The 20,842-nt window shown below is 59.3% G+C and carries 14 protein-coding genes and 5 pseudogenes; 5 read left to right on the top strand and 14 right to left on the bottom strand.

Annotation, left to right across the window (positions count from 1 at the left end; all coding sequences use genetic code 11):
- Nucleotides 1-817 precede the first annotated feature (817 nt).
- The 3 genes from SO156_RS10520 to SO156_RS10510 all read right to left on the bottom strand — a co-directional run bounded on the left by SO156_RS10520 (nucleotide 818) and on the right by SO156_RS10510 (nucleotide 3,731).
- Nucleotides 818-1,636: an ABC transporter permease gene (locus tag SO156_RS10520; protein ID WP_498534735.1), complete on the bottom strand. Its 819-nt coding sequence runs from the start codon at nucleotides 1,634-1,636 to the stop codon at nucleotides 818-820.
- A 79-nt stretch (nucleotides 1,637-1,715) separates the two neighbouring features.
- Nucleotides 1,716-2,540: an ABC transporter permease gene (locus tag SO156_RS10515; RefSeq protein WP_498534734.1), complete on the bottom strand. Its 825-nt coding sequence runs from the start codon at nucleotides 2,538-2,540 to the stop codon at nucleotides 1,716-1,718.
- Nucleotides 2,541-2,588: 48 nt separating this feature from the next.
- The gene (locus SO156_RS10510) at nucleotides 2,589-3,731 is read right to left on the bottom strand and encodes an ABC transporter ATP-binding protein (protein ID WP_498534733.1); all 1,143 of its coding nucleotides are present in this window, start codon (nucleotides 3,729-3,731) and stop codon (nucleotides 2,589-2,591) included.
- Between the two features lie 1,291 nt (nucleotides 3,732-5,022).
- Between SO156_RS10510 and tnpB the strand changes: the two genes are divergently transcribed.
- From tnpB to SO156_RS10490, 4 genes are all read left to right on the top strand, one after another.
- On the top strand, nucleotides 5,023-5,310 hold the full coding sequence (gene tnpB / locus SO156_RS10505) for an IS66 family insertion sequence element accessory protein TnpB (RefSeq protein ID WP_498534732.1): 288 nt from the start codon (nucleotides 5,023-5,025) through the stop codon (nucleotides 5,308-5,310).
- Between the two features lie 257 nt (nucleotides 5,311-5,567).
- Complete coding sequence (locus SO156_RS10500) at nucleotides 5,568-5,720, top strand: IS66 family transposase zinc-finger binding domain-containing protein (protein WP_498534731.1); 153 nt, start codon at nucleotides 5,568-5,570, stop codon at nucleotides 5,718-5,720.
- A gap of 233 nt (nucleotides 5,721-5,953) precedes the next feature.
- Nucleotides 5,954-6,154 (top strand): hypothetical protein, encoded by a 201-nt coding sequence (locus tag SO156_RS10495; RefSeq protein WP_498534730.1) that lies wholly within the window; start codon nucleotides 5,954-5,956, stop codon nucleotides 6,152-6,154.
- A 677-nt stretch (nucleotides 6,155-6,831) separates the two neighbouring features.
- Entirely contained in the window at nucleotides 6,832-7,857 is a 1,026-nt protein-coding gene (locus tag SO156_RS10490; protein ID WP_498534729.1) for an ABC transporter substrate-binding protein, read from the top strand.
- Nucleotides 7,858-8,388: 531 nt separating this feature from the next.
- On the opposite strand, the gene SO156_RS10485 is transcribed toward SO156_RS10490, so the two are convergent.
- The 4 genes and pseudogenes from SO156_RS10485 to SO156_RS10470 all read right to left on the bottom strand — a co-directional run.
- Entirely contained in the window at nucleotides 8,389-8,748 is a 360-nt protein-coding gene (locus SO156_RS10485) for a DUF4387 domain-containing protein (protein ID WP_498534728.1), read from the bottom strand.
- Between the two features lies 1 nt (nucleotide 8,749).
- Nucleotides 8,750-10,093: an acyclic terpene utilization AtuA family protein gene (locus SO156_RS10480; RefSeq protein ID WP_498534727.1), complete on the bottom strand. Its 1,344-nt coding sequence runs from the start codon at nucleotides 10,091-10,093 to the stop codon at nucleotides 8,750-8,752.
- Nucleotides 10,094-10,115: 22 nt separating this feature from the next.
- A complete protein-coding gene (locus SO156_RS10475) occupies nucleotides 10,116-10,493 on the bottom strand; it encodes an aldehyde dehydrogenase family protein (protein WP_498534769.1) in 378 nt (125 codons plus the stop codon).
- Nucleotides 10,494-11,596: 1,103 nt separating this feature from the next.
- Nucleotides 11,597-11,846, bottom strand: a pseudogene (locus SO156_RS10470) (transposase); the annotation flags it as partial.
- A gap of 68 nt (nucleotides 11,847-11,914) precedes the next feature.
- Here SO156_RS10470 and SO156_RS10465 point away from each other — a divergent pair.
- Nucleotides 11,915-12,252 (top strand): annotated as a pseudogene (locus tag SO156_RS10465) (IS110 family transposase); the annotation flags it as partial.
- 955 nt (nucleotides 12,253-13,207) lie between these two features.
- On the opposite strand, the pseudogene SO156_RS10460 reads toward SO156_RS10465, so the two are convergent.
- From SO156_RS10460 to pruA, 7 genes and pseudogenes are all read right to left on the bottom strand, one after another.
- Nucleotides 13,208-14,195: pseudogene (locus tag SO156_RS10460) on the bottom strand (IS91 family transposase); the annotation flags it as partial.
- 104 nt (nucleotides 14,196-14,299) lie between these two features.
- Nucleotides 14,300-14,764 carry a tyrosine-type recombinase/integrase gene (locus tag SO156_RS10455; RefSeq protein ID WP_498534726.1) on the bottom strand — a complete coding sequence of 155 codons (465 nt, stop codon included), beginning with the start codon at nucleotides 14,762-14,764 and terminating at the stop codon, nucleotides 14,300-14,302.
- The gene (locus SO156_RS10450; protein WP_498534725.1) at nucleotides 14,761-16,191 is read right to left on the bottom strand and encodes a site-specific integrase; all 1,431 of its coding nucleotides are present in this window, start codon (nucleotides 16,189-16,191) and stop codon (nucleotides 14,761-14,763) included. Before SO156_RS10450 ends, SO156_RS10455 begins: the two co-directional genes overlap by 4 nt.
- The gene (locus SO156_RS10445; protein WP_498534724.1) at nucleotides 16,191-16,397 is read right to left on the bottom strand and encodes a tyrosine-type recombinase/integrase; all 207 of its coding nucleotides are present in this window, start codon (nucleotides 16,395-16,397) and stop codon (nucleotides 16,191-16,193) included. The genes SO156_RS10450 and SO156_RS10445 overlap by 1 nt, the downstream gene beginning before the upstream one ends.
- Nucleotides 16,398-17,560: 1,163 nt before the next feature.
- Nucleotides 17,561-17,755, bottom strand: a pseudogene (locus tag SO156_RS10440) (transposase zinc-binding domain-containing protein); the annotation flags it as partial.
- Nucleotides 17,756-17,764: 9 nt separating this feature from the next.
- Nucleotides 17,765-18,624 (bottom strand): annotated as a pseudogene (locus tag SO156_RS10435) (site-specific integrase).
- A 275-nt stretch (nucleotides 18,625-18,899) separates the two neighbouring features.
- A complete protein-coding gene (pruA, locus tag SO156_RS10430) occupies nucleotides 18,900-20,537 on the bottom strand; it encodes an L-glutamate gamma-semialdehyde dehydrogenase (protein ID WP_498534723.1) in 1,638 nt (545 codons plus the stop codon).
- Nucleotides 20,538-20,842: the final 305 nt, after the last annotated feature.

Here is a 20,842-nt window from a genome sequence, read left to right as displayed (position 1 = left end):
GTAGACTTTAGCGTCGTATCGGTGCGGACGCTTGCGAGTTGGGTTAGGCGGAATTACTGTCTTTGTTCCCCGCTCGGCCAACCACTCACGCAGGCTATTGGTGTCCTCCGTCCTGTCAGCCAACAATCGTTGAGCAGGAGAAGACAGCAGGCAGCAGCTAGCGTGCCGCCGTGGCACTTGCCGAGCGTGATCACGAAGGCGATCGGACGTCCGTGATCCTCGTCAGCGTGTGGATTTTGGTGGTGCGTTCGTCTCGCGAGTGGCCGACCGCCTGCTGGAACTGCCCCCTTTTGCGCTCGCCGCCGAGCGGTGGGAGATTTGATGTGTCGGGTTGATGGACACCGCCCTGATCCGGGCGGTTGAGCTGGTCGGCGCGTAGAAATATTGCCCCACACGCCTTGGCGGCTCCAACGATTGAAGGGGTATATTGCAGCATCTGGAGGATTCCGCTGATCACACGTCGGTCATCGATGGGATGAGCGCTGAGCCGCCCATGCGGCAACAGCCCTCCGCCCGTACAGCTTCTGCCCCATCAAGTCCCCCTTCTTGGAAGTCTTGAATCACAGCTCTGCTCAGCGAGAATCTCCTAGACCCTAGCTAGTCAAACGAGCCTCGGCTAGGCCGAAGGCGCGAACGCCCGTTTGAACAGCATGACCATCGCCGTGGTGTCGGCCCGGTTGAAGTCGGTTTGACGCCTCTGGAGATGCCGTCGTGGTGCAGCTCGCGTGCTGTGCGCTGCTCTTTTTCGACTATCCCGGCGGGAAAGCCAAGCTTCGGCGAAACAACAGGAGCCTGCGGCATCAGGAGTGTAAGTTGATTAGCGGGCTGTGCTCATCGAGCTATAACCCTCATGGTCCATTTCTTCCTCACTTGCGATGAGTTTGTTGTGCTGGGCAGTCCGGCGAGAGCTACCTTGTTTCAATGCATACGCGAGGATACAGGCGATGATCGAAACGGCGGTAAGGAGCGTCGCGACGACCGCCAGCACCGGTGAGACCTCCCACTTGATGCTCGAATACATCTTCACCGGAAGCGTCAACGTGCTCGGCCCCGTGACGAACCATGCGATCACAACTTCGTCGAAAGAGATCAGGAAGGCAAACAATCCGGCCGAGACCAAGGACGGAACAAGCTGTGGGAGCACGACCTGGCGAAACACACGCCACTGAGTCGCGCCCATGATGACCGCCACTTTCTCTAGTCGGTCATCCAGATTCTCGATGCCGGCGGACACTGTCAGGACAACGTACGGCGTCGCGTACATGGCATGCGCAAGTACAACGCCGATGACGGTACCGGTCAGCGAAATTCGTAAATAGTAGAGGTATAGCCCAAGCGAGATGACCACCACCGGCACCAGCATGGGGCTGAGGACCAGCATAACCAATAGCCGCTTGCCGGGAAAGCTCGTGCGCGACAACGCGTATGCGCCTGGCACTCCCACCACCATCGCCAAGGTGGCGGCCATTAGCGCATACACGGCACTGCGGCTTGTAACCGTGAGCCAGTCCGATGAACCGAAGTACTCGCGATACAGATCGAGCGAATAGCTGTCCGGCGGAAACACGATCTCTGTTCGGTTGCCGAAAGACAACGGGACGATGACAAAGCTTGGAAAGAGCAGGTATATGTACATGAATGTGGCCAATCCGACCACGATCCATGCATTAGAGACTGAGGACTCTGACGATTCCGGATTCAATTGGGTCGCTCCTTCAGATCAGCGCGTTCGCGCTTCGTAGGCGGCTGAGGAGGTACAACAGCGTGCAGCTCAGAACGAGCAAGATCATTGCGATGGCCGATGCGGAGGCCCAATCAAGGGATTCGCGAGTGTAAAAGTCGATTAGGTTGGCCACCATTATATCTTTCCGCCCGCCGAGCAACGCCGGTGTCACGAAGGAACCTGTTGCGCCCACGAAGCACATGATCCCGCCGGCAAGCAGACCCGGCAGGCTCAAGGGAAAGGTAATCTGCCAAAAGATGCGAAAGTCGGACGCCCCCATCACCGCGGCTGTCTTGCGGAGGTCGGGGCTTTGGGCCAGCAGGTTTGCAAGAAGCGGAAAAACGACCAAGGGAATTTGGAAACTGGACATTCCCACCAGTACGCCCACTCGATTGAACATCATCGGCAATGTCGGCAGGCCAACCGCTGAGAGCACGTTATTGACCAAGCCGTTCTCGCCAAGCACGACGATGAACGAATAACTCTTGACTAAGATGCTCGTCCAGAACGGCAGCAGCACGAAGATCAGAAAGATCGGTCGCCACCTCTGGGATAACCGCGACAGGTGCAAAGCGATCGGGTAACCGAGCACCATGCTGACCATTGTCGATGACAAGGAGATTTCCAGTGTAGTCAGCGCGGCGCGGGTGAACAGACGGCTATTAAACAAGTTAGCATACGCCTCCAGCGAAAGCTGCTTCCCTCCGATGCTGCTGTAGAACGTAAACACGAGGGGAACGACCAGAGCGAACGCCATCAAAGCGGTCACGGGGGCTAAATACCCGGTCAGTTCGCGTCGATTCATCTGGATCGACATTGGCACTCCATCCCATTCAGCTAATAGTGTTGCACGCTGCAAAGAACGTCATGAACCTGCTTGAGGCGCGAGCGAAATCGCGTCCGCCGGAGACCAATCGACCCAAACCTGCCTCCCGGGCTCGAAGATCGGTGTCCCGGTGCCGCTGGTCTGCAAACCCGTCAGCCGCTGGTCGCCGACCTTCACGGTGTAGCGGATCGCGTGACCCACAAATGCGAGGTCTTGAATGATGCCCTGTACGCCGAGTTCACTTCGTTGTTCAAGCCTCGACAGCCGAATAGACTCTGGGCGTACCATTACCTTGATCTGATTGGCGGTGGGGACGCCGCGCTGCAAAGTGCACGCAATCAGAGAGCCGTCCTGAGTTCGGATACGCGCGACGTCCCCAGAGGACTGATCTACTGCCCCTGGAATGAGATTGGCCTCACCCAAGAAGTCCGCCACGAATTCGTTTGTGGGCCGAAAGTACAGTTCATTAGGCGTACCAACCTGCTCAATGCGGGCGCGGTTCATAACACAAATTCGGTCGGAGAGGACCAGCGCCTCCTCCTGATCGTGGGTGACGAAAAGGATCGTCACTCCGAGCTCCTTGTGCATCTTTTTGATTTCGAACTGCAATTGGTGTCTCAGCTTCTTGTCGAGCGCACCGAGCGGCTCGTCCATTAGGATGAGCTTGGGCTTATAGACCAAGCATCGCGCTATCGAGACGCGTTGTTGCTGGCCACCCGATAGCTCACTGGGCTTGCGGTGGGCGAGTTCTTTGAGCCTGACCAGTTCAAGTACACTCGTGACATGTTGCTCAATATCCCGTTTAGGCATCTGGCGTATGCGAAGCGGAAAAGCCACATTATCGAAGACCGACATGTGCGGCAGCAGGGCATAATTCTGGAATACCATTCCTAGATTGCGATGCCGTGGGGGAATATTCGTGACGTCGTGGCCGTCGATCAGCACGGCGCCACCTGTCGGCGTCACCATTCCGGACACGATGTTGAGCAACGTCGTCTTTCCCGACCCGCTGGGTCCTAATAGTGTAAAAACTTCTCCCGCCGAGATCGACAGGTCGATTCTATCAAGCGCAACTGCTGCCCCGTAGGTCTTCCTCAGTGAGCGAAATTCGACCGCAGCCTTCCCCGACTCGGTCCCGCGAGAATTGGCATGGCGATACGATAGATAATTGTCAGGCTTCATCCGTTCTCCGCGAAGATCGTGTGCTTGCTGAGCCCTGCAGACGTCCGGCATCAGGCGGTTCATACGCTTTGTCTCCATTCATTGTCTAAAAGAGAAAGGGGTCCAGCTCAGCGTCAATGGCCCATATCTCCGATCCCGAAGATGTACTGCTGTCATTATTTTTAGTCGCGAAACGATCGTCATTTCTCGAGAATCACCATATCGGCTAAGGACGAAGCAAGTCGCCCCCCTGGGTTCGGGCCTCGACTCGGCCCGAGACGAAAACCATTTTTACTGTCCTGTGAAGGCCGTTCTCGGAGCGTTGATGATCGCTCGGGCCATGCCGTCGATGAAAGAGCTGCTTGCAAATCCTCGTTCAGGACATTGCTGCGCCGCCTGAGATAGAGTCATCGATGCCGCTTGCCCGCACCCTCTGGGTGCGGAGCATAACCGCTAGCTTCACCCCTTCAGCTCGCATGGCATCAGGAGCGGCAATCGAGTTTTCTCCAGTAACCATCATCCGACCGGCAACGACGATACGTCTGCTGAGCAGATTCGCAATGAAATCTGGCAAAGCGCGGTTGCGCGGCAGGGAGTACAACTCATCCGGTGCACCAAGGCGAGACGAATTTGCCCACGCTGATCTGGCAGGTGCCGCCGTAGATATCGGATCCATCTTCCTGACCATAAGCGTAGATCAAGGCTGCTCGCGGCTTGTTGCACATACGCTTGATTTGGCCCCCGCATCTTCTCGCGGAGATCTTATCGTTGACGGAGCGAGACGATTTCAGAGCACATTGTTCCCGTGAATTCACGGCGCCGGCGCAGGGGACTGCCTCGTCGTCAACTACGGTCATGTGCGGCATCAGTGCAACGCCATGCCGAGGTTGACGCACATCGCGGGTGAAGCGTGCCGCTCGCATACCGTCTCCTCCTTGAAATTATCAATTTTGATTGATCACGATTCAAGGTGACAAACCGCCTCCTCCGACACCAATACCAATTTTGGGTGAATCAATACCAAATCGGAATTATTGCACATGCGGCAAACCCCGACCTCTCAATAAGCGCGCGCAAAATTTCGAGATCAAAGTCGATCATGGCCGCCGAAGCGCCGTTCGGCGAGTTGCACATACATTAGAATGTGAGCGCTGAAGGTTAGTTAGTAGCACCTCAACCGGGCGCGCGTTCTCGACTTGTCCAGGAGCACGGCAATGCCGCACACAGTTGCCGCAATGGAGCGATAGTATAGCCAGAGCTACTTGTCGACAAACGCGATGCGTGGCGCCCCCGCGCGCTCACTTCTCCACAAATGGCCACCGCGCATCTCCCAAGTGATAGGCGCGTGGCTTGGTCGCGTTGGTGTCGGAAGCGCTGCAGGATTCCTGACTGCGGTGGCATTTCCGTTTTTCGATCCAAACGAAATGATCGCCTGAAGCTGATCGTTTGGGATGGGAGCGGCATGTTGCTGATGACGAAATGGCTCAAGGGCGGCCGTTCTACGTCCGATGATCCAGGACGGTGTGGTGACGCTGAGCGCAACGCAATTTTCGATTTTGTTCGCGGGCCCGGATTGGTGTCGGGTGCCCTCGCGCGTTGAGGCTGCCGGCAGAAGTTGCGTAAACCCGCGTTCGGGCTTTCGCTTGATGCGGTATTGTGCCAGTAGCTTTTTATGGCGCTTCGTCCAGACGATTTTCCTTCAGCGGCTTTCGACGATGGTGGCCGAGTAACTTGCGCTGATCTTGTCGCGGTGCCGGCACCGGCCAACGACGACGCGGCGACGCCGACTTAAAGCAGGCCGCGATCGAGGAGGAACGCAACATTGGATCGCTGCCGAAACATCGGCCACGCTGTGACGTGGTGATCGAGCCGACGACGAACATCTGTCTGTGCTGTGCAGGCGAGCTGCATCGCATTGGTGAGGAGGTCAGCGAGACGCTGGACCGGATTCCAGCGGTGGTGCGGATCCTGCGCACGATGCGTCCCAAACTATGGTTGCCGCGCATGTGAAAGCGCAATTGTTCAGGCGCAAGCTTCGCCGTGTTTGATCGAGGGCGGCATGGCTTCGACGGCGCTGATCAGTCAGATCGCGGTGGCGACGTTTGCCTGGCGCTGAGCCGTGGCCGCAGCGGTGCGCCGCCATGGCGGCGCCCAAGAGGGGCCGCTGGCGACCTCGCTGGCGATGCTCGACGGCTACGATCGGTGACCGTCGCCGGCCTGCTGTCGTTCGCATCCCGAAATGAATGTGTCCGCTGTTCGGCGTCGCGCCCGATGCGTTCAACCACGACACCGAAGAGTCTGTCACGATCTCGGCCGTGGGCATGCGCCATAATGTGATCAGCGACACTGACGACCGCCCCGAAACGTCTGTGCCACTGTTCAGCCACAACTCCACCGGCGCGCTCGATCTGCTTCCCTGGTTCACTGGATTTGTACCGCAATGAGGTTGCGTCGCTCCGCTTGGGCGCGCTGTTGCGCGGCAATGGTGCTCATGCTGCGGCCGATCTTGCGCCATGCGACCAGCACTCAGCGCGCTATGCCGTACCATCTGAACTGACCGAACAGGACCGGTACGCCATGTCACTCGTTTGCTGGGATACCCATGCTTACCCGCTTACGCAGCGACGCAATCTCGCGCGATTGCTCCCGCACGTAGTTGGCAATCGCCCTTAAGCTGCTCCATTCCAGACCACATGTCCGTCCGCAGACCAATAGGTGCTGAACGTGATTGCTCAAATAGCGCCCCCAACTACCTTGCGCACTATCGAGAAACGTGCGCGCGAGACGTCGCATCGCTGTGGCAAGCTGCAGTTCGCGGATGTGCATCGGGCGATCAGTTTACCGACGACTCGCGTGCGGTGAGTCGGATCCCAATGATTCTACCGAGAGCGAAGTTGTCGGCGGTTCGCAAGCTGGCCAGATCGGTTCTCAGCATTGATTCACTACGCCAATTTCCGCAGGAGGGCCTAGCTAGCTAGGATAAGCCAGCGTAAACCGGAAACGCAATCACCGATGCGAATGACTTCCATCTATTCCAATCTGGTGTGGCTTTGTCTCCATTTGGTATTGGACAATGCCATGCCTGTTTTCACACTCTTTCGTCAATCAAGGGGTAATTCACATGACGCAGATAAACCGCCGGAAGCTGCTGCGCGCTGGTGCTGCGACGCTCCTGTCCTCTCCCTTCGTCATCTCTCAGCCTGCGCGCGCGGCGACAACGATTTCGCTAGTCAGTTGGGGAGGAACGTGGGGGGAGTTCGTCCAGAAATTCTGGATCGAACCCTTTACGAATGAGACTGGAATATCCGTGACAATGATCTCCGGCCCCGATTTAGCAAAGGTGAAAGCCCAAGTCGATTCAAAGAATATTTTGTGGGATGTCGTCGAGGATTTGACGTTCGAAGGTCTCAAGCAGGATCTTTGGGAGCCGATTGACTACAATATCATCGATCCCTCACGTTTTACGTTGAAATCAAATCAATTCGGCGTGCCTAGTGTCGGCTACTACGGTGGAATCGCCTACGATCCGATCCGCCCAAAGCCACCGAAAGATCTCGCTGGGTTCTGGGATGTTACGAATTTCCCCGGCCGCCGGACTCTTCGCAATAGCGCGACAGGAATGTTGGAAATCGCGCTGGTCGCTGATGGTGTTGCACCGAGCGGTCTTTACCCGCTCGACGTTGAGCGCGCATTCAAGGCGCTTGATCGGATCAAGCCCCATGTCAAGAAGTGGTACTCCGAGACTGGACAGGGGACTTCACTGATACAGACCCACGAGGTCGACTACTCGTGGAGCTATTTGAATCGCGTCCTGTCCGCGAAGGATGCGGGCACTTCGATCGAATTCTCTCTGGAGCAGTGCATAATTTTCACCAGCTATTTCAGCGTGGTGAAGGGCAGCCCTCGCAGAGAAGCCGCCATGCGATTTATCGAATTCACAACGCGTCCGCAACAGCAGGCCACAATGATGAACCGCGTAAAAGGTAATACCGCAGTTGTGAAGGGTGCCGAAGAATCCGTGGACCCGGCAGTGAGGCGTCTCGCTCCCGACTTTAGCAGCCCAAAGCATGCTTTCTACAATTACGAGTATTGGGCAAACAATTACACAACTCTTAGTGGACGCTTCAAGGAATGGGTTTTGATTTAATGTGCATGCCGTGATCGTGATGACCGCTTGGGTATCACTCTTGGTCGAATTTCGCGGGAGATGGTCGGTTGGAGTAGCAATTGCGATCCGTCCCGGTCTCCTTGGCGCAGGGATTGAGCCGCATGCCCTTGTCGTTGGCGAGCGCGACCATTTCGTTCGAAGGCTTGGGATCGATCAGGCTGATTCCCTTCAGATCGATACCGATGAGCAGCCAGCTTCCAGCATCGCGCCGTTTAGAGAACGTGATTGTTCGGATTGGCTAGATCAGGCATGGAATTTGGCACGCTAGCGGTCGCGTCGCACAGCCGGCCTTGAACTTCTGGGCAGTAGCCAGGCAGCTATACTGCGCGCTTTGGCAATCGCGTCCCTTCTGCTTGTGCACCTGCGCGCGCGGTTCGGGTTCGTCACTAAGTGACGGCCGCCGCCCGTAAATTCCGCTCGACGCCGCGCAAAGGTGCTTTCGAGACCGTGCCTGACGCGCACAACTAGTGGGATGCGCGACGAGCGGCATCATCTACCGATCGAGACTGATCAAATGTCGTGATATTCCGAGACATCGACGGGAACCGGGATCAGCATGTTCATAAAGGGCACGTGCTGCTGCATCCCATAAACGTCGCTTTCTCCTAACGAGCATTGAGCGTGCGGCCGGATCAAGGTGACTTTGAACGCTCGAGCAACCGGCACTTCGAAGAAGGACGAGATCATGGCAAGATCCACGCCATAAGCGCGAGCTACGCTTTCAGGGCTGAGGCTGCCACTCTTCGAAACCGCGGAGAAGAGGTCATCACGATCAAAGAGCGCGTCGAGCGTCAGCCGGTATGGTCCCGCATTCTTGCTGCGGACGATCGCTGCCAAGTTGCCGAGTTTCACGAGACGAGTTTGCGACATATCACACCTCCTCCATCACGACTGGGAAGCATTCGAGCGCAGACTTAACTTTCATGAGGTGATACGCCCCGAATTCATATTGCAGGCCTACGTTCAAAGTTCGCGGCGAATACGGAAATGCGACATTGCCAGAGGTATTTTTTTGACCACGGTACTCCGCGTGGGCCAGCTTCGCGCCAAGTGCATTGCATGCGTCGAAGGCGATGTCCTGGTTCTTTGCGGTCGTCTCGATCAGGAGACAAACCTCGTGGGGAAGCGATTTTTCGAATTCGAGCTCGCGCATAACAGCGTCGATACCGTACTTGCGGAAGAGAATTCGAAGAGAAGGATCTTGGACTCGTTTGTGAGCCGCTTCACGCGTCTGTTCCAGCACTTCGTCGAGGCGCGAAATCATTGTAGGGCATCGGATACCCGCGATGCAGACTGACCGATAGCCAACTGGCTTCGCTGCTTCCAGCTTGATCCAATAATCGGAGGTCTTTTCGCCACGTGTGCCAGACACTCTTACACGCCGCTCATCGAGCTGATCGAATTTGCAGTTAGACAAATCCAGTACCCGCCCAGGCCCGTGTTGAACATAGGGGTCCTCCCGCTCGTACAGTGAATGCGCCGCCACGGACTTCAGCGAGGCGCGACGCGCGAGGCTGCCTGGCTCCAGAATAAAACCTCCTTCGTCGACGGTACCGAGCATGACGTCCATCGCGAATGGCTCTGCACTGAAAGCGCCACACTCTAGGATCTTGCCCATATGAGTGGCCAGAGCCTCGTCAGCGCCCTTCCAAATTGCAAAGGACGCAATTGCGCTATCGTCACATGCCCGTCCGGCGATCACCACGTCGGCGCCCTGGTCGAGTGCCTCACGGAACGGCTCGTCTCCCATCTGGGCTACCAGCCCGGAGAACGCCTGCACATCCTGCTCGGTCAGCTCGAATCCGGTCCCGAGGTCGCGGACCTCTCCCGCCTTGATCGCCGCAATAACGCGCTCCTTCGGAATATCCGAGTAAATCTTGGCCAACCGGAATTGCAACCGGTGCTCACGGGCAACTTCCTTGGCAAGCTCCGCGACCCGATCGACCTGCGCGTTGGTCCCCGCCCCGCCCGAACTGCCAACGATCAGTGGGATTCGGGCCGCACGCGCCGCAGGGATCAGGGCCTCAAGCTCGCGCTTGATAATCCGGTCGGAATACAGCGGCGTGCCAGAACCAAGATGGTAGGGTCCCGGATCTTGGGAACCTGCATCAACCGCAATGACGTCGGGCCGCAGCGCCATTCCGCGTTCAAAGGCGTCAAGCCCAAAGCCTGCACCTAGCATTCCTGTGGGCGCGAGTATTGTCACGGATGCCATGATCTCTCCAGTACTCAGTGTTTCATTGCCGTCGCCGCCGGGGCGCGAATTGCTTGAATCGGGTCTTGTGAGAGCCAGCTGCCAAGGCAACAGCGTCACGATAAATAAAAACCGATTGCCACTCGCGCGCAAATTGCAGGGGGACACCCATCTCTCGACATAAAAATTCGGTCACGTCGCTCGAACGTCTCTCATACGCTGAAAGGATATTCCGCCGTAGTTGCAATCTCTGTTGCGGAGTAATGCGAGAACGGCAGGGAAAAGTCGCGCGAGCAGCGGTGACATTCCTGTCAACGTGCTTTATGGCCCCCACCTCAACACCGGTGAAAGCTTCCTCGGTCGAAGGTCCGATAACGCCCCGGAGCTTCGGCTCCAAGGGGGATACCCACCCCCCATTCACGTAATGCTGGAGTTCCTGCAGCACTCATCCTCCAATTAAGATGGATCAATTTAGAGCATTGTGGTCTACCCGCCTTCGTTAAAGCCAATACCAATTTTAGAGACGCCGATACCACATTGGAATTGATGCATGTAATAGTTACGGCGCCTCTTGGGCCTTGCATTCGGAGTCGCGGCGCGCCAGCCAGCGGGTAGGCTGGCCACGGCAGACGTGCCACGCAAACTCCTTTGCGGAGCAAGAGTGAAAGCCATCATATCTGTGGTTCCGTGCGCACCTGTCGGATGGTGCCGCGCATCGCGGTCAATATCAATCCCGGAGCTTCGAGCCGTCAGCGGCCGCTACGATCTTGGTTTTGGCCCGCGTATGGAGCGCGCACCTGGATGAGTCGTCGAGGGTCACTCTGATAGTAGTTTTCCTCTGCCGCCTCGTGCCAGCAAGTCGCTCGCGCTTAGGATACGCTGAACAGTAGCGGTCATGGCCGCGAGAACTACGTCTCGTATGCGATCTCACGTTTGCTCTTGTTGATGTTTGGAGCCGGTACCGGCTTCCTTGCGGTTTGTAAAATTCATCGGCGATGAAGGTACCGCGGAAGGTACCCCGAGCGCGTCTGGAAGCTAACGATCTCCCGCCGGCGCCCCGGGCTTTTCGCAACCACTTCGGCCATATGGTTCATACCGATGGAGAACTTCGGCTCGTCGGATGCGGGCTCTAGGTGCGGGCTCGCCTCCCCCAAACTCGCCAAAATGCTGGTGCGTTCGGAAGCCAAGTTCTCTTGGGATTCGCTTTGCTCTTATGATGCGAGCAAGCACTCGTCAGTCTTGTGTTGCAGTGCGAGCCCCGTCCACCGTTGGTCGCGGCAGAGATGTCCATCTGCCCCGGAAATTTTACACGTCAGATTGCGCGTGCGCGGAGTACCTGACTGCGGCCCCTCTGAGGACAGGGTCACGCCTCTTTTCTCGCGGCCCGCGCATCAGATCATCTCAGGACGAGGCCTTGCGATTGAACCGTCGCTCCCCTCAGGCGAGGTAGCGGAATCTCATACTAAGCTTTCGTTCGCGCTCGGCTCGCGAACAAAACCGGCCGGCCCACGAAGCGTGATGTCATTAGCTTCGATAGCCTGAATTTTCGAGGTAGTTCGCGCATTCCTCACGGATGAATGCTGTCAGGACTTCAACGACGGCGTTGCAGACGGCATCGACGGTTCGGGCGGCGGTCTTTCGGAGCAGATGTTTGAGCTTGGCAAAGACCTCTTCGATTGGGTTCAGGTCGGACTAGTATTTTGGCAGGAAGAACAGCTTGGCGCCGGCGGAACGAATGAGCTGGCGCACGCGCTTGCTAGTGGCTACCGAGATTGATGGGGTGGACGCGCCCTCTCGCTGTGCCAAGGTGGTGTCTTGACCATCACTTGAACGGAGGCGTCCATGTTGGAACCTAGCATAATCGGGTTCGATCTGGCGAGAACATATTCCAGTTGTATGGCGCGGATGGATCATGAACCGTGCTCTTCCGCAAGAAGCTGCGCTGAGATCAAGTGCTCAAATTTCTTGCCGTACAGCCGGCTTGCAGGGTCGCCATGGAAGCCTCCGCCAGCAGCCACTACTGGGCGCGTGAGATCGCGAGGCTGGGGCAGGAGGTCCGACTCATTGCGCAAGGCTATGTAAAGCCCTTCGTGAAGCGACAGAAGAATGACGCCGCCGATGCGGAAGCGATCTGCGAAGCCACCCAGCGGCCGACTATGCGTTTCGCGGCGATCAAGAGCGGACGATGACACCGACACTCCTGAGCTGGCCCGACAAATTCTACGCCTGCTTGTGAAGCAACTGCGCCTACTTGATGAGAGAGTGGCGTTGCGACCGTGAGCTCGCCCGGCGCGCCAAGGAGAACGCCGACGCGAAGCGGTTGGTGACGATCCCCGGAATCGGGTCGATCACAGCGACGGCGGTCATTGCCTGGCGCCAACGACTCCGTGCGCTGGCAATGCATAAAGGCTCAACAGCAAATCCTTGGCTTGCGCATGCTGGCCCGCAAGCCGTCCATACTAGTGATCGTCGCCCTGGCCACAAGATGGCACGCACCGCCTGGGCATTGATGGCGAGAGGCGGAACTTATCGAGCTCCTGCTGCGGCGAAGTAGCGGACAGAGCTAGAGAGTGTGAGAAGCTCAATCGGAGAGTATGGCGGAGCGGTCGACGAGACGGGATCGGTAAAACCAGATCACGGATAGTTGCCTCGAGCAGGCGAGATTGAATTGTTCCGCGAGCTCCACGCGACCTGGATACTTTGCCCAGTGGGCTCGCTGGCGGGCTATCTCGGGGCGATCGCGTTCGCCAGCATGGCGAATCAGAAACCCACCGATTTGGGAATCTTGAGGGTTGTGTGAGGTCGCGTGGCAGGCTCGAGCCGCGCGCTCGGTCGTGCGTGCGACCTTCACAGAAGCCGGATTGAACGAAGCTGCGGAGTTGTGGGCGCTATGGGAATAGTGCCGCGGATGCGGCTTCTGGGAAGGCGCGCCTGAGGTCGCCGCGCGTCGGCGACACATTCATCGGATGTGAAGGGCCCAATTGATCGGGCTGGGCGCGATCCAGTGCGGTTTGCTGCGCTGGAACGCGTGGCCGAACGATTGGCGGGGTATTTGGTGACGAACGCGGCCACGGCGACATCGAACGTCGCCGCTGAGAAGCGGACCACGGAAGGGGTGGATGGTGCAGGTGTTGGTCATGACGTATCACAACGAAACGGTTGGTCGCGCGCGCTCGCTCGTGGGACGACATCGACGCGCCGCATGGTGCCGCCGCAATGTGGGCAGACGGGGATCTCGCATGTGGCGAGGGGATCGGGGGCGGCTTCTTGATCAGTTGGCGCGTTGCGGACAGCAAGGAGTTGACGGCAGAGGGCGATCTTATCGTTGCGGCCGCCGTTGGCGAGGAAGCCGTAGTGCCGGATGCGGTGGAAGCCGTCCGGCAGAATGTGCAGGAGAAAGCGGCGAATGAACTCGTCGGCATCAAGCGTCATGACCTTGGCTTTGCGATTTTGCCGATAGTCGTTCCAGGAAAAGCTCACCTTGCCGTCGGCAAGCAGATCAGCCTGCTGTTGGCGATGGCGACGCGATGCGTATAGCGGCCGAGATAAGCCAGCACCTGTTCGGGCCCGCCGACTGGTGGCTTGGCATAGACGACCAGTCGGTCCGTCGAAGTTGATTAAGGCGCGCGGCGAATGCAGCTGGATCGGCGAGATGGGCGAGAGCGCCGAAGAAGCCCAGCTCGCCAGCCGCGAAGGCAGCTTGCAGCTCTTGCAGAAACAAGCGGCGGAACAGCCGGGAGAGAACGCGCACTGGCAGGAAGAAGCCGGGCCGGCAAGCGACCCAGCGTGTGCCGTCGAGCGAGGGTCCACCGCCCGGCACGACGCAGTGGATATGCGGATGGTGTTGCAGGGTCTGACCCCAGGTATGGAGGACGGCAGTCACGCCGAGCTGAGCGCCGAGATGCTTGGGGTCGGCTGTGATGGTGGTGAGCGTCTCGGCCGCGCAGCGGAACAGGATGGCGTAGACGACGGCCTTGTTCTGGAAGGCGATCTCTCCGGCGGGGGCCGGCATGGTGAAGACGACGTGGAAATACGGTACGGGAAGGAGTTCAGCTTGCCGTTCGGCGAGCCATTGCGCGCGCGCCGCGCCCTGGCACTTCGGGCAATGCCGATTGCGGCAGGTAATGGGTGACGCCCATTACCTGCCTTATGGGCAAAGCCGGTAATGGGGAGCTGGCGGCAATTTGATCGTGCTTCTGCACCAATCACCGCCAACCCCGCTCTCCATTACGAGGTACGCCTGAGGAGTTCGATCAGCTGGTCGGTGGGCTGGAAGACGCCGCGCCGCAGGTGGGGCGGCACGATCGCCTCCATCGCATCGAGCTTCTCGGTTGGATCGCCGCGCGTGTACACCTCGGTGGTCGTCAGCGTAGCGTGGCCCAGCCACAGCGACACCTTTCGGATGTCCCCGGTCGCTTGCAGAACGACCATCGCGCAGGTGTGCCTGAGCACGTGGGGCGAGACGCGTTTCTTGGCGAGACCGGGCTGCTTGCGAGCCGCAGTCGCGGCGTGCTGCCTGAGCAGATAGGCAAAGCCCCATCGGCTCAGCGGCTCACCACGGGCGTTGACGAACACCTCGGGTGTCGCGACCTGCCCGCGGATGGCCAGCCAGGCACGCAGTGCAGCGGCCGCCGGCTTCCACAACGGCAGCGACCGCTCCCGGCGTCCCTTGCCGAGCACGCGGATGCTCATCGAAGGCAGGTCGATGTCATCGACACCTTGAGGCCCGTCAGTTCGGAGACGCGCAGCCCTGCGCAGACGGCCACGTGCAGCATTGCGCAATCGCGGATGCCATCGCGTGTCGCCGGATCGGGAGCGTCGAGCACGGCTTGGAGCTCTTCGCGCAGAAGGTAGGGCACCAGGCGCGTGTCAGTTTTCTTGAACGGGATCGCCAGTACACGGCGGATCTGCTCGAGCGCGGCCGGCTGCCGGTACTCAAGGAAGCGGAAGAACGACTTGATCGCCGCCAGGCGAACGTTGCGCGTCACGGCCGCGTTTTTGCGCTCGTCCTCCAGATGTTCAAGGAAGGCGCTGACGAGCCCGGCATCGATCTGTTCGAGCGTCAGCGCCGAAGGTTTGACCTTGAGCCGGTCGGCGGCGAACACGAACAGCAGCTGGAAGCTCGAGGCATAGGAGTCCCTCGTGTGCCGGCTGGCGCCCCGCTGGCAAGCGAGGGTGTCGCGCAGGAACGTCTCGATGAGGGGAGCGATCGGCGTCATGCTGACCTCCCTTCGGACATGAACGCTTCGCCGGCCATGGCGACATCGCGCAAGAGGTCGGGCGTGGCCTCGAGATACCAGTAGGTCGCATAGATGTTGACGTGACCCATGTAGGTCGCGAGTGCCGCCATGTGCGCCCCGCACCGGCCTCGGCCGGTAGGGCTGCCTTGCAGCGCGCGCACCGCAAACGTGTGCCGTAGATCGTGCAGGCGAGGTGCGAGCCGACGTCGATCTGATGCCAGCCTTGTCGACCAGCCTGTCGAAGGTCTCCTTGACGGCAATGTAGCGTAGCGGCCGACCGCGCTTGTCGATGAAGACCGGATCATCGTCTGAGCCGGGCCCGCGACGTGCCAGGTATCGCTGCAAGCCGGCGACCGCCGTGTCGTGCAGCGGCACCAGTCGCGTCTTGCGGAACTTGGTCTCGCGGATCAGCAGACCGTCGCGGGCCACATCCGCGATCGTCAGCTTCAGGGCTTCGGAGATCCTGAGCCCGGTGGATGAGAGCAGCGCGATCAAGGTCGCTTGCGTGTGCGGGCGCAAGCCGCGCGTTGGCCGAAGCCGCAGCGCAGCTTCGACCAGCCGACTGATCTCGTCTTTCGTGTAGATGTGCGGCGTGCGACGCTTCTTGCGGGCGCCGAAGTGATTTGCCGGCGGCAGCTCGTGCCCGACGTCCTCCACCCGGACATGTCGTACGAAGCGACAGACGGCTCTGAGCCGTGCATCGCGTTGCGCGACGGATGGTCCGAGCGCGGCCCAGTCGATCGCTGTTTTTGTCTCGACGTACGTTTGTCCGCGCTCGGCCGCGAAGGCGGCAAAGCTCTTCAGCAGGTACTCCGCGGTCGACATCGCGAAGCCCGTGGTGCGGCGGAGCGCGAGATAGGTCTCGATGGCGTCGAGCATCAGAGCGCCTCCGGCCACGGCTGAGCGACCTGCTTCAGCAGCGCGACGTCGGCCTTTGCGTAATAGGCCGTCGTGTCGATGCCGCGATGCCGAAGGCCGAGGCCGATCTTGTCGAGCGGCACGCCATGGCGCAGCATCTCGGTTGCCACGGTGTGCCGCAGAGCGTGGGCCCCTTTGACCGGCGCCACGATGTCGGCCCGCTTCATGATACGCTTGACCACCGACGAGATGCCGTCGCCTCGTCGGAATGGCCGGCACGGTGCGATCGTGTGCGCAGGAACAAGAGATCGTTCCGGCGGGTAGACGGCCGGCATTCGAGGTAGGCGGCGATCGCATCCCCGACGTCTTGCGGTAGCGGCAGCCGGACCTCGTAGCGCGACTTGCCGCAGACCCGTAGCGATCCCGTTTACCACTCGATATCCGCGAGACGCAGTTGCGCCACGTCACCGGCGCGCAGGCCGAGACGCACCAACAAAAGTACGATCGCACGATCACGCCGGCGCCCACCGACGTCGCCGTCACAGGCAGCGATCAGCCGGTCGACCTGCTCGATCGACAGATACCGGGGCATGTCGGCAAGCTGCCAATGAGCGTAGGCTGGAACGGCGCCGTCGAGACCTGCCTGACAACGGCCTGCGACTGCGAGATACCGCAGGAAGGCCCGCAGGCTCGTCGTCATCTTCTCGATCGTGCCACTCCCGCTATTGCTCGCCCGCTCCAGGAAGTAACTGCGGACATCGTTCGGCCTCCAGCCGTCCGGGGCAGATCGAAGCTCCATCATCAGGCCCGCGGCGTCGCGGGCGTAGAGCCTGACGGTGGCATCGGATGCGCCGCGATGCTTGCGCAGCCACGTCTTGAAGTCGGCGACCAGCTGCGGCTCGGCGGGTGCCCCCACGGCCGCGGACCGGCAAAGGCTGAGCTCGACGAGGTGCCGACGAAAGAGCCTGGCACCGTAGATGGTGTGGTGGTTGCGCCGGCCGCCTTTGGCGCGTGGACACCGGCAAGTGCGCAGGTGCTCGCCGAACGCGGCGAGATTAACGTCCGTCAGGCCCGCGCCTTGCTCAGCCATAGCATGGCCGATGTGAGCCGCCGCTCGCAAATAGCGTACCGCTGTCTCGGGGCCATAGCCCTGCCGCTCCAGCGCCGCTGCAAACCCGTCAAGGTAAGGCCCGCTCGGCCCACTGCGCAGATGCCCCAGCATCTTTCGCTGCCGAGAAGTACGTCTCCAACATGTCCGTCTCCGAGCCATCAGTGGCCGACCCAACGGGGCCGCACGGGCGACTTGTAATGGAGAGCTCGAGAGCGGCAATACACAGGAAAATACGGTGATCGCGATTGGCAGCTCCCCATTACCGGCTTTGCCCATAAGGCAGGAGTTATAGGCGATGCGTTTGGCGCCGCAGTCATCGCACTGCTCGACGTGGCCGCCGAGCACAGCCGTCCGGCATGCCGTGATCGAGCCCATGACGCGCCGCTCGACGCGGCCCAGATGCTCGGCACGGGCTTGCCGAAACGCTTCGCCGTGGCGGCGGAAGATATCCGCCACTTCCAGAACCGGAGCCATCAGGTCCGCTCAGCCGGGCGGCACGACCTCCAGGCGGAGCCAGTCAAGCGGACTTGGCGTGTTGCTGATGGTCTTTGTGGCGACCTGAGTATAGCGCGCCGTGCTGGCCAGACTGGCATGGCCGAGCAACACCTGGATGATGCGCACGTCGGCCCCGTTCTCCAGCAGATGGGTCGCGAATGTGTGCCGCAACGTGTGCACTGTCACCGATTTGCTCAAGCCGGCTGCCGCACAGGCTGAACGGCAGGCGGCGTGCAGCACGTTCGGGACGAGCGGGCGTTCGTCGTCGCGGCCGGCAAACAACCATCGCTTTGGCCGAGTGAGCCGCCAATACGTCCGCAGAATCCTCAAAAGCTGCGGCGAGAGCATAACGTAGCGGTCCTTGCCGCCCTTGCCGTGCTCGACCCGGATCAACATCCGTTGGCTGTCAATGTCGACAACTCTTCAAGAGGACCACTTCCGATACGCAGTCCGGCGGCATAGACCGTGGTCAGCGCGGTACGGCTCTTCAGGCTCGGGATCGCCTCCAGAAAGCTCACCACCTCGTCGGCGCTCAGCACGATCGGCAACTTGCGCGGTTGGCGCGCATAGGCGATGCGTTCCGGAACGGTGTCATGACCAAGCGTCACACCGTAGAAGAACCGCAGCGCGCAGACGATTTGGTTCAGCGCCGGCCAGGACATTCCCGTCGCCACCAGATGAACCTGGAAGGCACGGATATCCTCCAGGTCAAGGCGGTCGGGAGAGCGCCCGAAATACCGGCTCAACTTCGCTACGGCGTTGAGGTAGGATTGCTGCGTCGCCGGTGACAGATTGCGGACCGTCATGTCCTCGATCATGCGGCGGCGAAGTGGGCTGATCTCAGCCATCGGAAAACCTCCTGTCTGAAGGGTTGGGCTTCGAAAACTCCTCTCAGACAGGAGGCAATCCTTGCTATGCCTCCCTACATGCCGCGACAGCGGCTTCGTTCAATCCCTAATCGATTCAACCTGACCCCATCCCGCTTTAGTGGCCGGCCAGTGCTGTCCATCGCGGGAGATATGCTTCCGACGAAGAAAATCAAAAGAGCAAGCAAGCCCTCAACTTGATCCGAAACCGCCCATTCACCAGGCGCAATGTTCGATTCGGATGGCGGGTGCTCGACTCAGCTGGATAAATAAGGATAACGATAATCCTGTGGAGGGACGAACGCTTCCTTGATGCTTCTTGGTGAGGTCCATCGAATCAAATTCCACATTGATCCGGCTTTGTCGTTGGTGCCCGATGATCTTGCCCCGCCGAACGGCTGCTGGCCCACAATCGCGCCGGTCGGTTTGTCATTGATATAAAAGTTGCCGGCGGCGGACCGCAGCCCGCCCAAGGCGCGATTGATGATGCGACGATCCCTCGAGAATATCGCGCCAGTGAGCCCATAGGTGCCCGACCGATCTATCTTCTCGAGAATAGACTCGAACTCGCTGTCGCGGTAGACATATGCCGTAACGATGGGACCAAAGAACTCCTCGCGAAGGAGTGGCGATCCCAGATCGTCAGTTTCGATCAGGGTCGGAGCAACGAAGTAGCCGGTTCTGTCGTCGCCTTCTCCTCCTCGGAGAATCTTCGCGTTCGACGATCTTGCTTCCTCGAAAACACGCATGTGCTTGCGCCAGGCTTTTTCGTCAATCACCGCGCCCATGAAGTTGCCGAAGTCGGCGACGTCACCGACTCTGACCGTCCCGATCTCGTCGCACAAGATCGTCTTCAGGGCTGACCATAGCGATGTCGGTACGAAGATCCGGGATGCCGCAGAGCACTTCTGCCCTTGATATTCGAAGCCGCCTCTGATGATCGCAGTCGCCAGAGCGTTGAGATCTGCACTCTGGTGAGCTAGGATGAAATTCTTCCCGCCGGTCTCTCCGACGAGCCGTGGATAGTTTCGATATCGATCGATATTCAATCCGATTTTGCGGAAGATGTTGTTGAAGACCTGCGTCGATCCAGTGAAGTGAACGCCAGCAAGGCGCTCGTCGGCCAACGCAATATCGGCGATCTGAGCACCATCTCCGTAGACAAGATTGATGACGCCATCCGGGAGGCCGGCTTCCTGCAAGATCTGCATGATCAGGTGCGCAGAATATTTGGCGGTTGCTGCTGGCTTCCAGACGACCGTGTTGCCCATCAAAGCAGGCGCGGTAGGCAAGTTCCCCGCGATCGCGGTGAAGTTGAATGGTGTAATCGCAAGAACGAAGCCCTCCAGCGGCCGGTAGTCGCTGCGATTCCAGACACCGGGAGTCGAGATCGGCTGATCTTCGTACAAGCGCCTCATGAATTCGACGTTGAACCGCCAAAAGTCGATCAACTCTACCGCAGAGTCGATTTCCGCCTGGTGGACCGTCTTGGACTGACCGAGCATCGTCGCCGCATTGAGACGATCGCGCCAGGGGCCCGATACCAGCTCGGCAGCTTTCAGGAAAACCGCGGCCCTTTCCGTCCAGGGCCATGTGGACCATCCATTCCATGCGCTGTTGGCCGCATTGATGGCGGATTTCACTTCGGCTTCGGAGGCGAGATGAGCTTCTGCAAGAACGTGATCGTGCCTATGAGGCATCACTGCCGTCTCACGACGTCCAGTCCGCAGTTCGCCACCGTTGATGATAAGGGGCAACTCGATACTCTGCTTGCTTATTTGCTTCAGCGCAGCCTGTATCGCCAATCGTTCGGGACTGTTTGGGGCATAGTCGCGAACGGATTCATTGCGAGGAAGCGGGGGGCTCGCGTTCGATGCTTCGACAACCGAGTTCATATCTGGGACCATTCTGAGGGGCAACCGATGTTCTTTGAGCTGGATTCGTGGTGCATGTGCGGACTTCAACCGATTCCCCGTTGTGCACGAGCGTTGCCCCCGTGACCCGAACTCTTGACATCCCAGCTTCTCGCGAGACTAGTCGGCAATTCGGCCTTACGAATTCGTTGCGTCTTCCGCGAGGAAACTCGTCGACGAAATCTAGGTATCGTGGGACTTGATAGCAGGCGAGCCATGCTTCGCACCATTTGATGAGATCGAGCGGCTCGACCTTCGCACCTGATGCAGGTTTGACAAACGTGTAT

Source organism: Bradyrhizobium sp. UFLA05-125 (genome assembly GCF_059803515.1).
Note: the sequence above shows the minus strand (reverse complement) of the source record. Positions and strands in the feature narration are given on the sequence as shown.

What these genes read in the sequence shown, in the direction of transcription:
- SO156_RS10510 (WP_498534733.1), bottom strand. Translation starts at nt 3,731, where the DNA reads ATGAAGCCTGACAATTATCTATCGTATCGCCATGCCAATTCTCGCGGG.
- SO156_RS10485 (WP_498534728.1), bottom strand. Translation starts at nt 8,748, where the DNA reads ATGTCGCAAACTCGTCTCGTGAAACTCGGCAACTTGGCAGCGATCGTC.
- SO156_RS10495 (WP_498534730.1), top strand. Translation starts at nt 5,954, where the DNA reads ATGTGTCCGCTGTTCGGCGTCGCGCCCGATGCGTTCAACCACGACACC.
- SO156_RS10515 (WP_498534734.1), bottom strand. Translation starts at nt 2,540, where the DNA reads ATGTCGATCCAGATGAATCGACGCGAACTGACCGGGTATTTAGCCCCC.
- SO156_RS10480 (WP_498534727.1), bottom strand. Translation starts at nt 10,093, where the DNA reads ATGGCATCCGTGACAATACTCGCGCCCACAGGAATGCTAGGTGCAGGC.
- SO156_RS10490 (WP_498534729.1), top strand. Translation starts at nt 6,832, where the DNA reads ATGACGCAGATAAACCGCCGGAAGCTGCTGCGCGCTGGTGCTGCGACG.
- SO156_RS10450 (WP_498534725.1), bottom strand. Translation starts at nt 16,191, where the DNA reads ATGCTCGACGCCATCGAGACCTATCTCGCGCTCCGCCGCACCACGGGC.
- SO156_RS10445 (WP_498534724.1), bottom strand. Translation starts at nt 16,397, where the DNA reads ATGAAGCGGGCCGACATCGTGGCGCCGGTCAAAGGGGCCCACGCTCTG.
- SO156_RS10455 (WP_498534726.1), bottom strand. Translation starts at nt 14,764, where the DNA reads ATGAGCATCCGCGTGCTCGGCAAGGGACGCCGGGAGCGGTCGCTGCCG.
- tnpB (WP_498534732.1), top strand. Translation starts at nt 5,023, where the DNA reads ATGGCCACCGCGCATCTCCCAAGTGATAGGCGCGTGGCTTGGTCGCGT.
- SO156_RS10520 (WP_498534735.1), bottom strand. Translation starts at nt 1,636, where the DNA reads ATGTACATATACCTGCTCTTTCCAAGCTTTGTCATCGTCCCGTTGTCT.
- pruA (WP_498534723.1), bottom strand. Translation starts at nt 20,537, where the DNA reads ATGAACTCGGTTGTCGAAGCATCGAACGCGAGCCCCCCGCTTCCTCGC.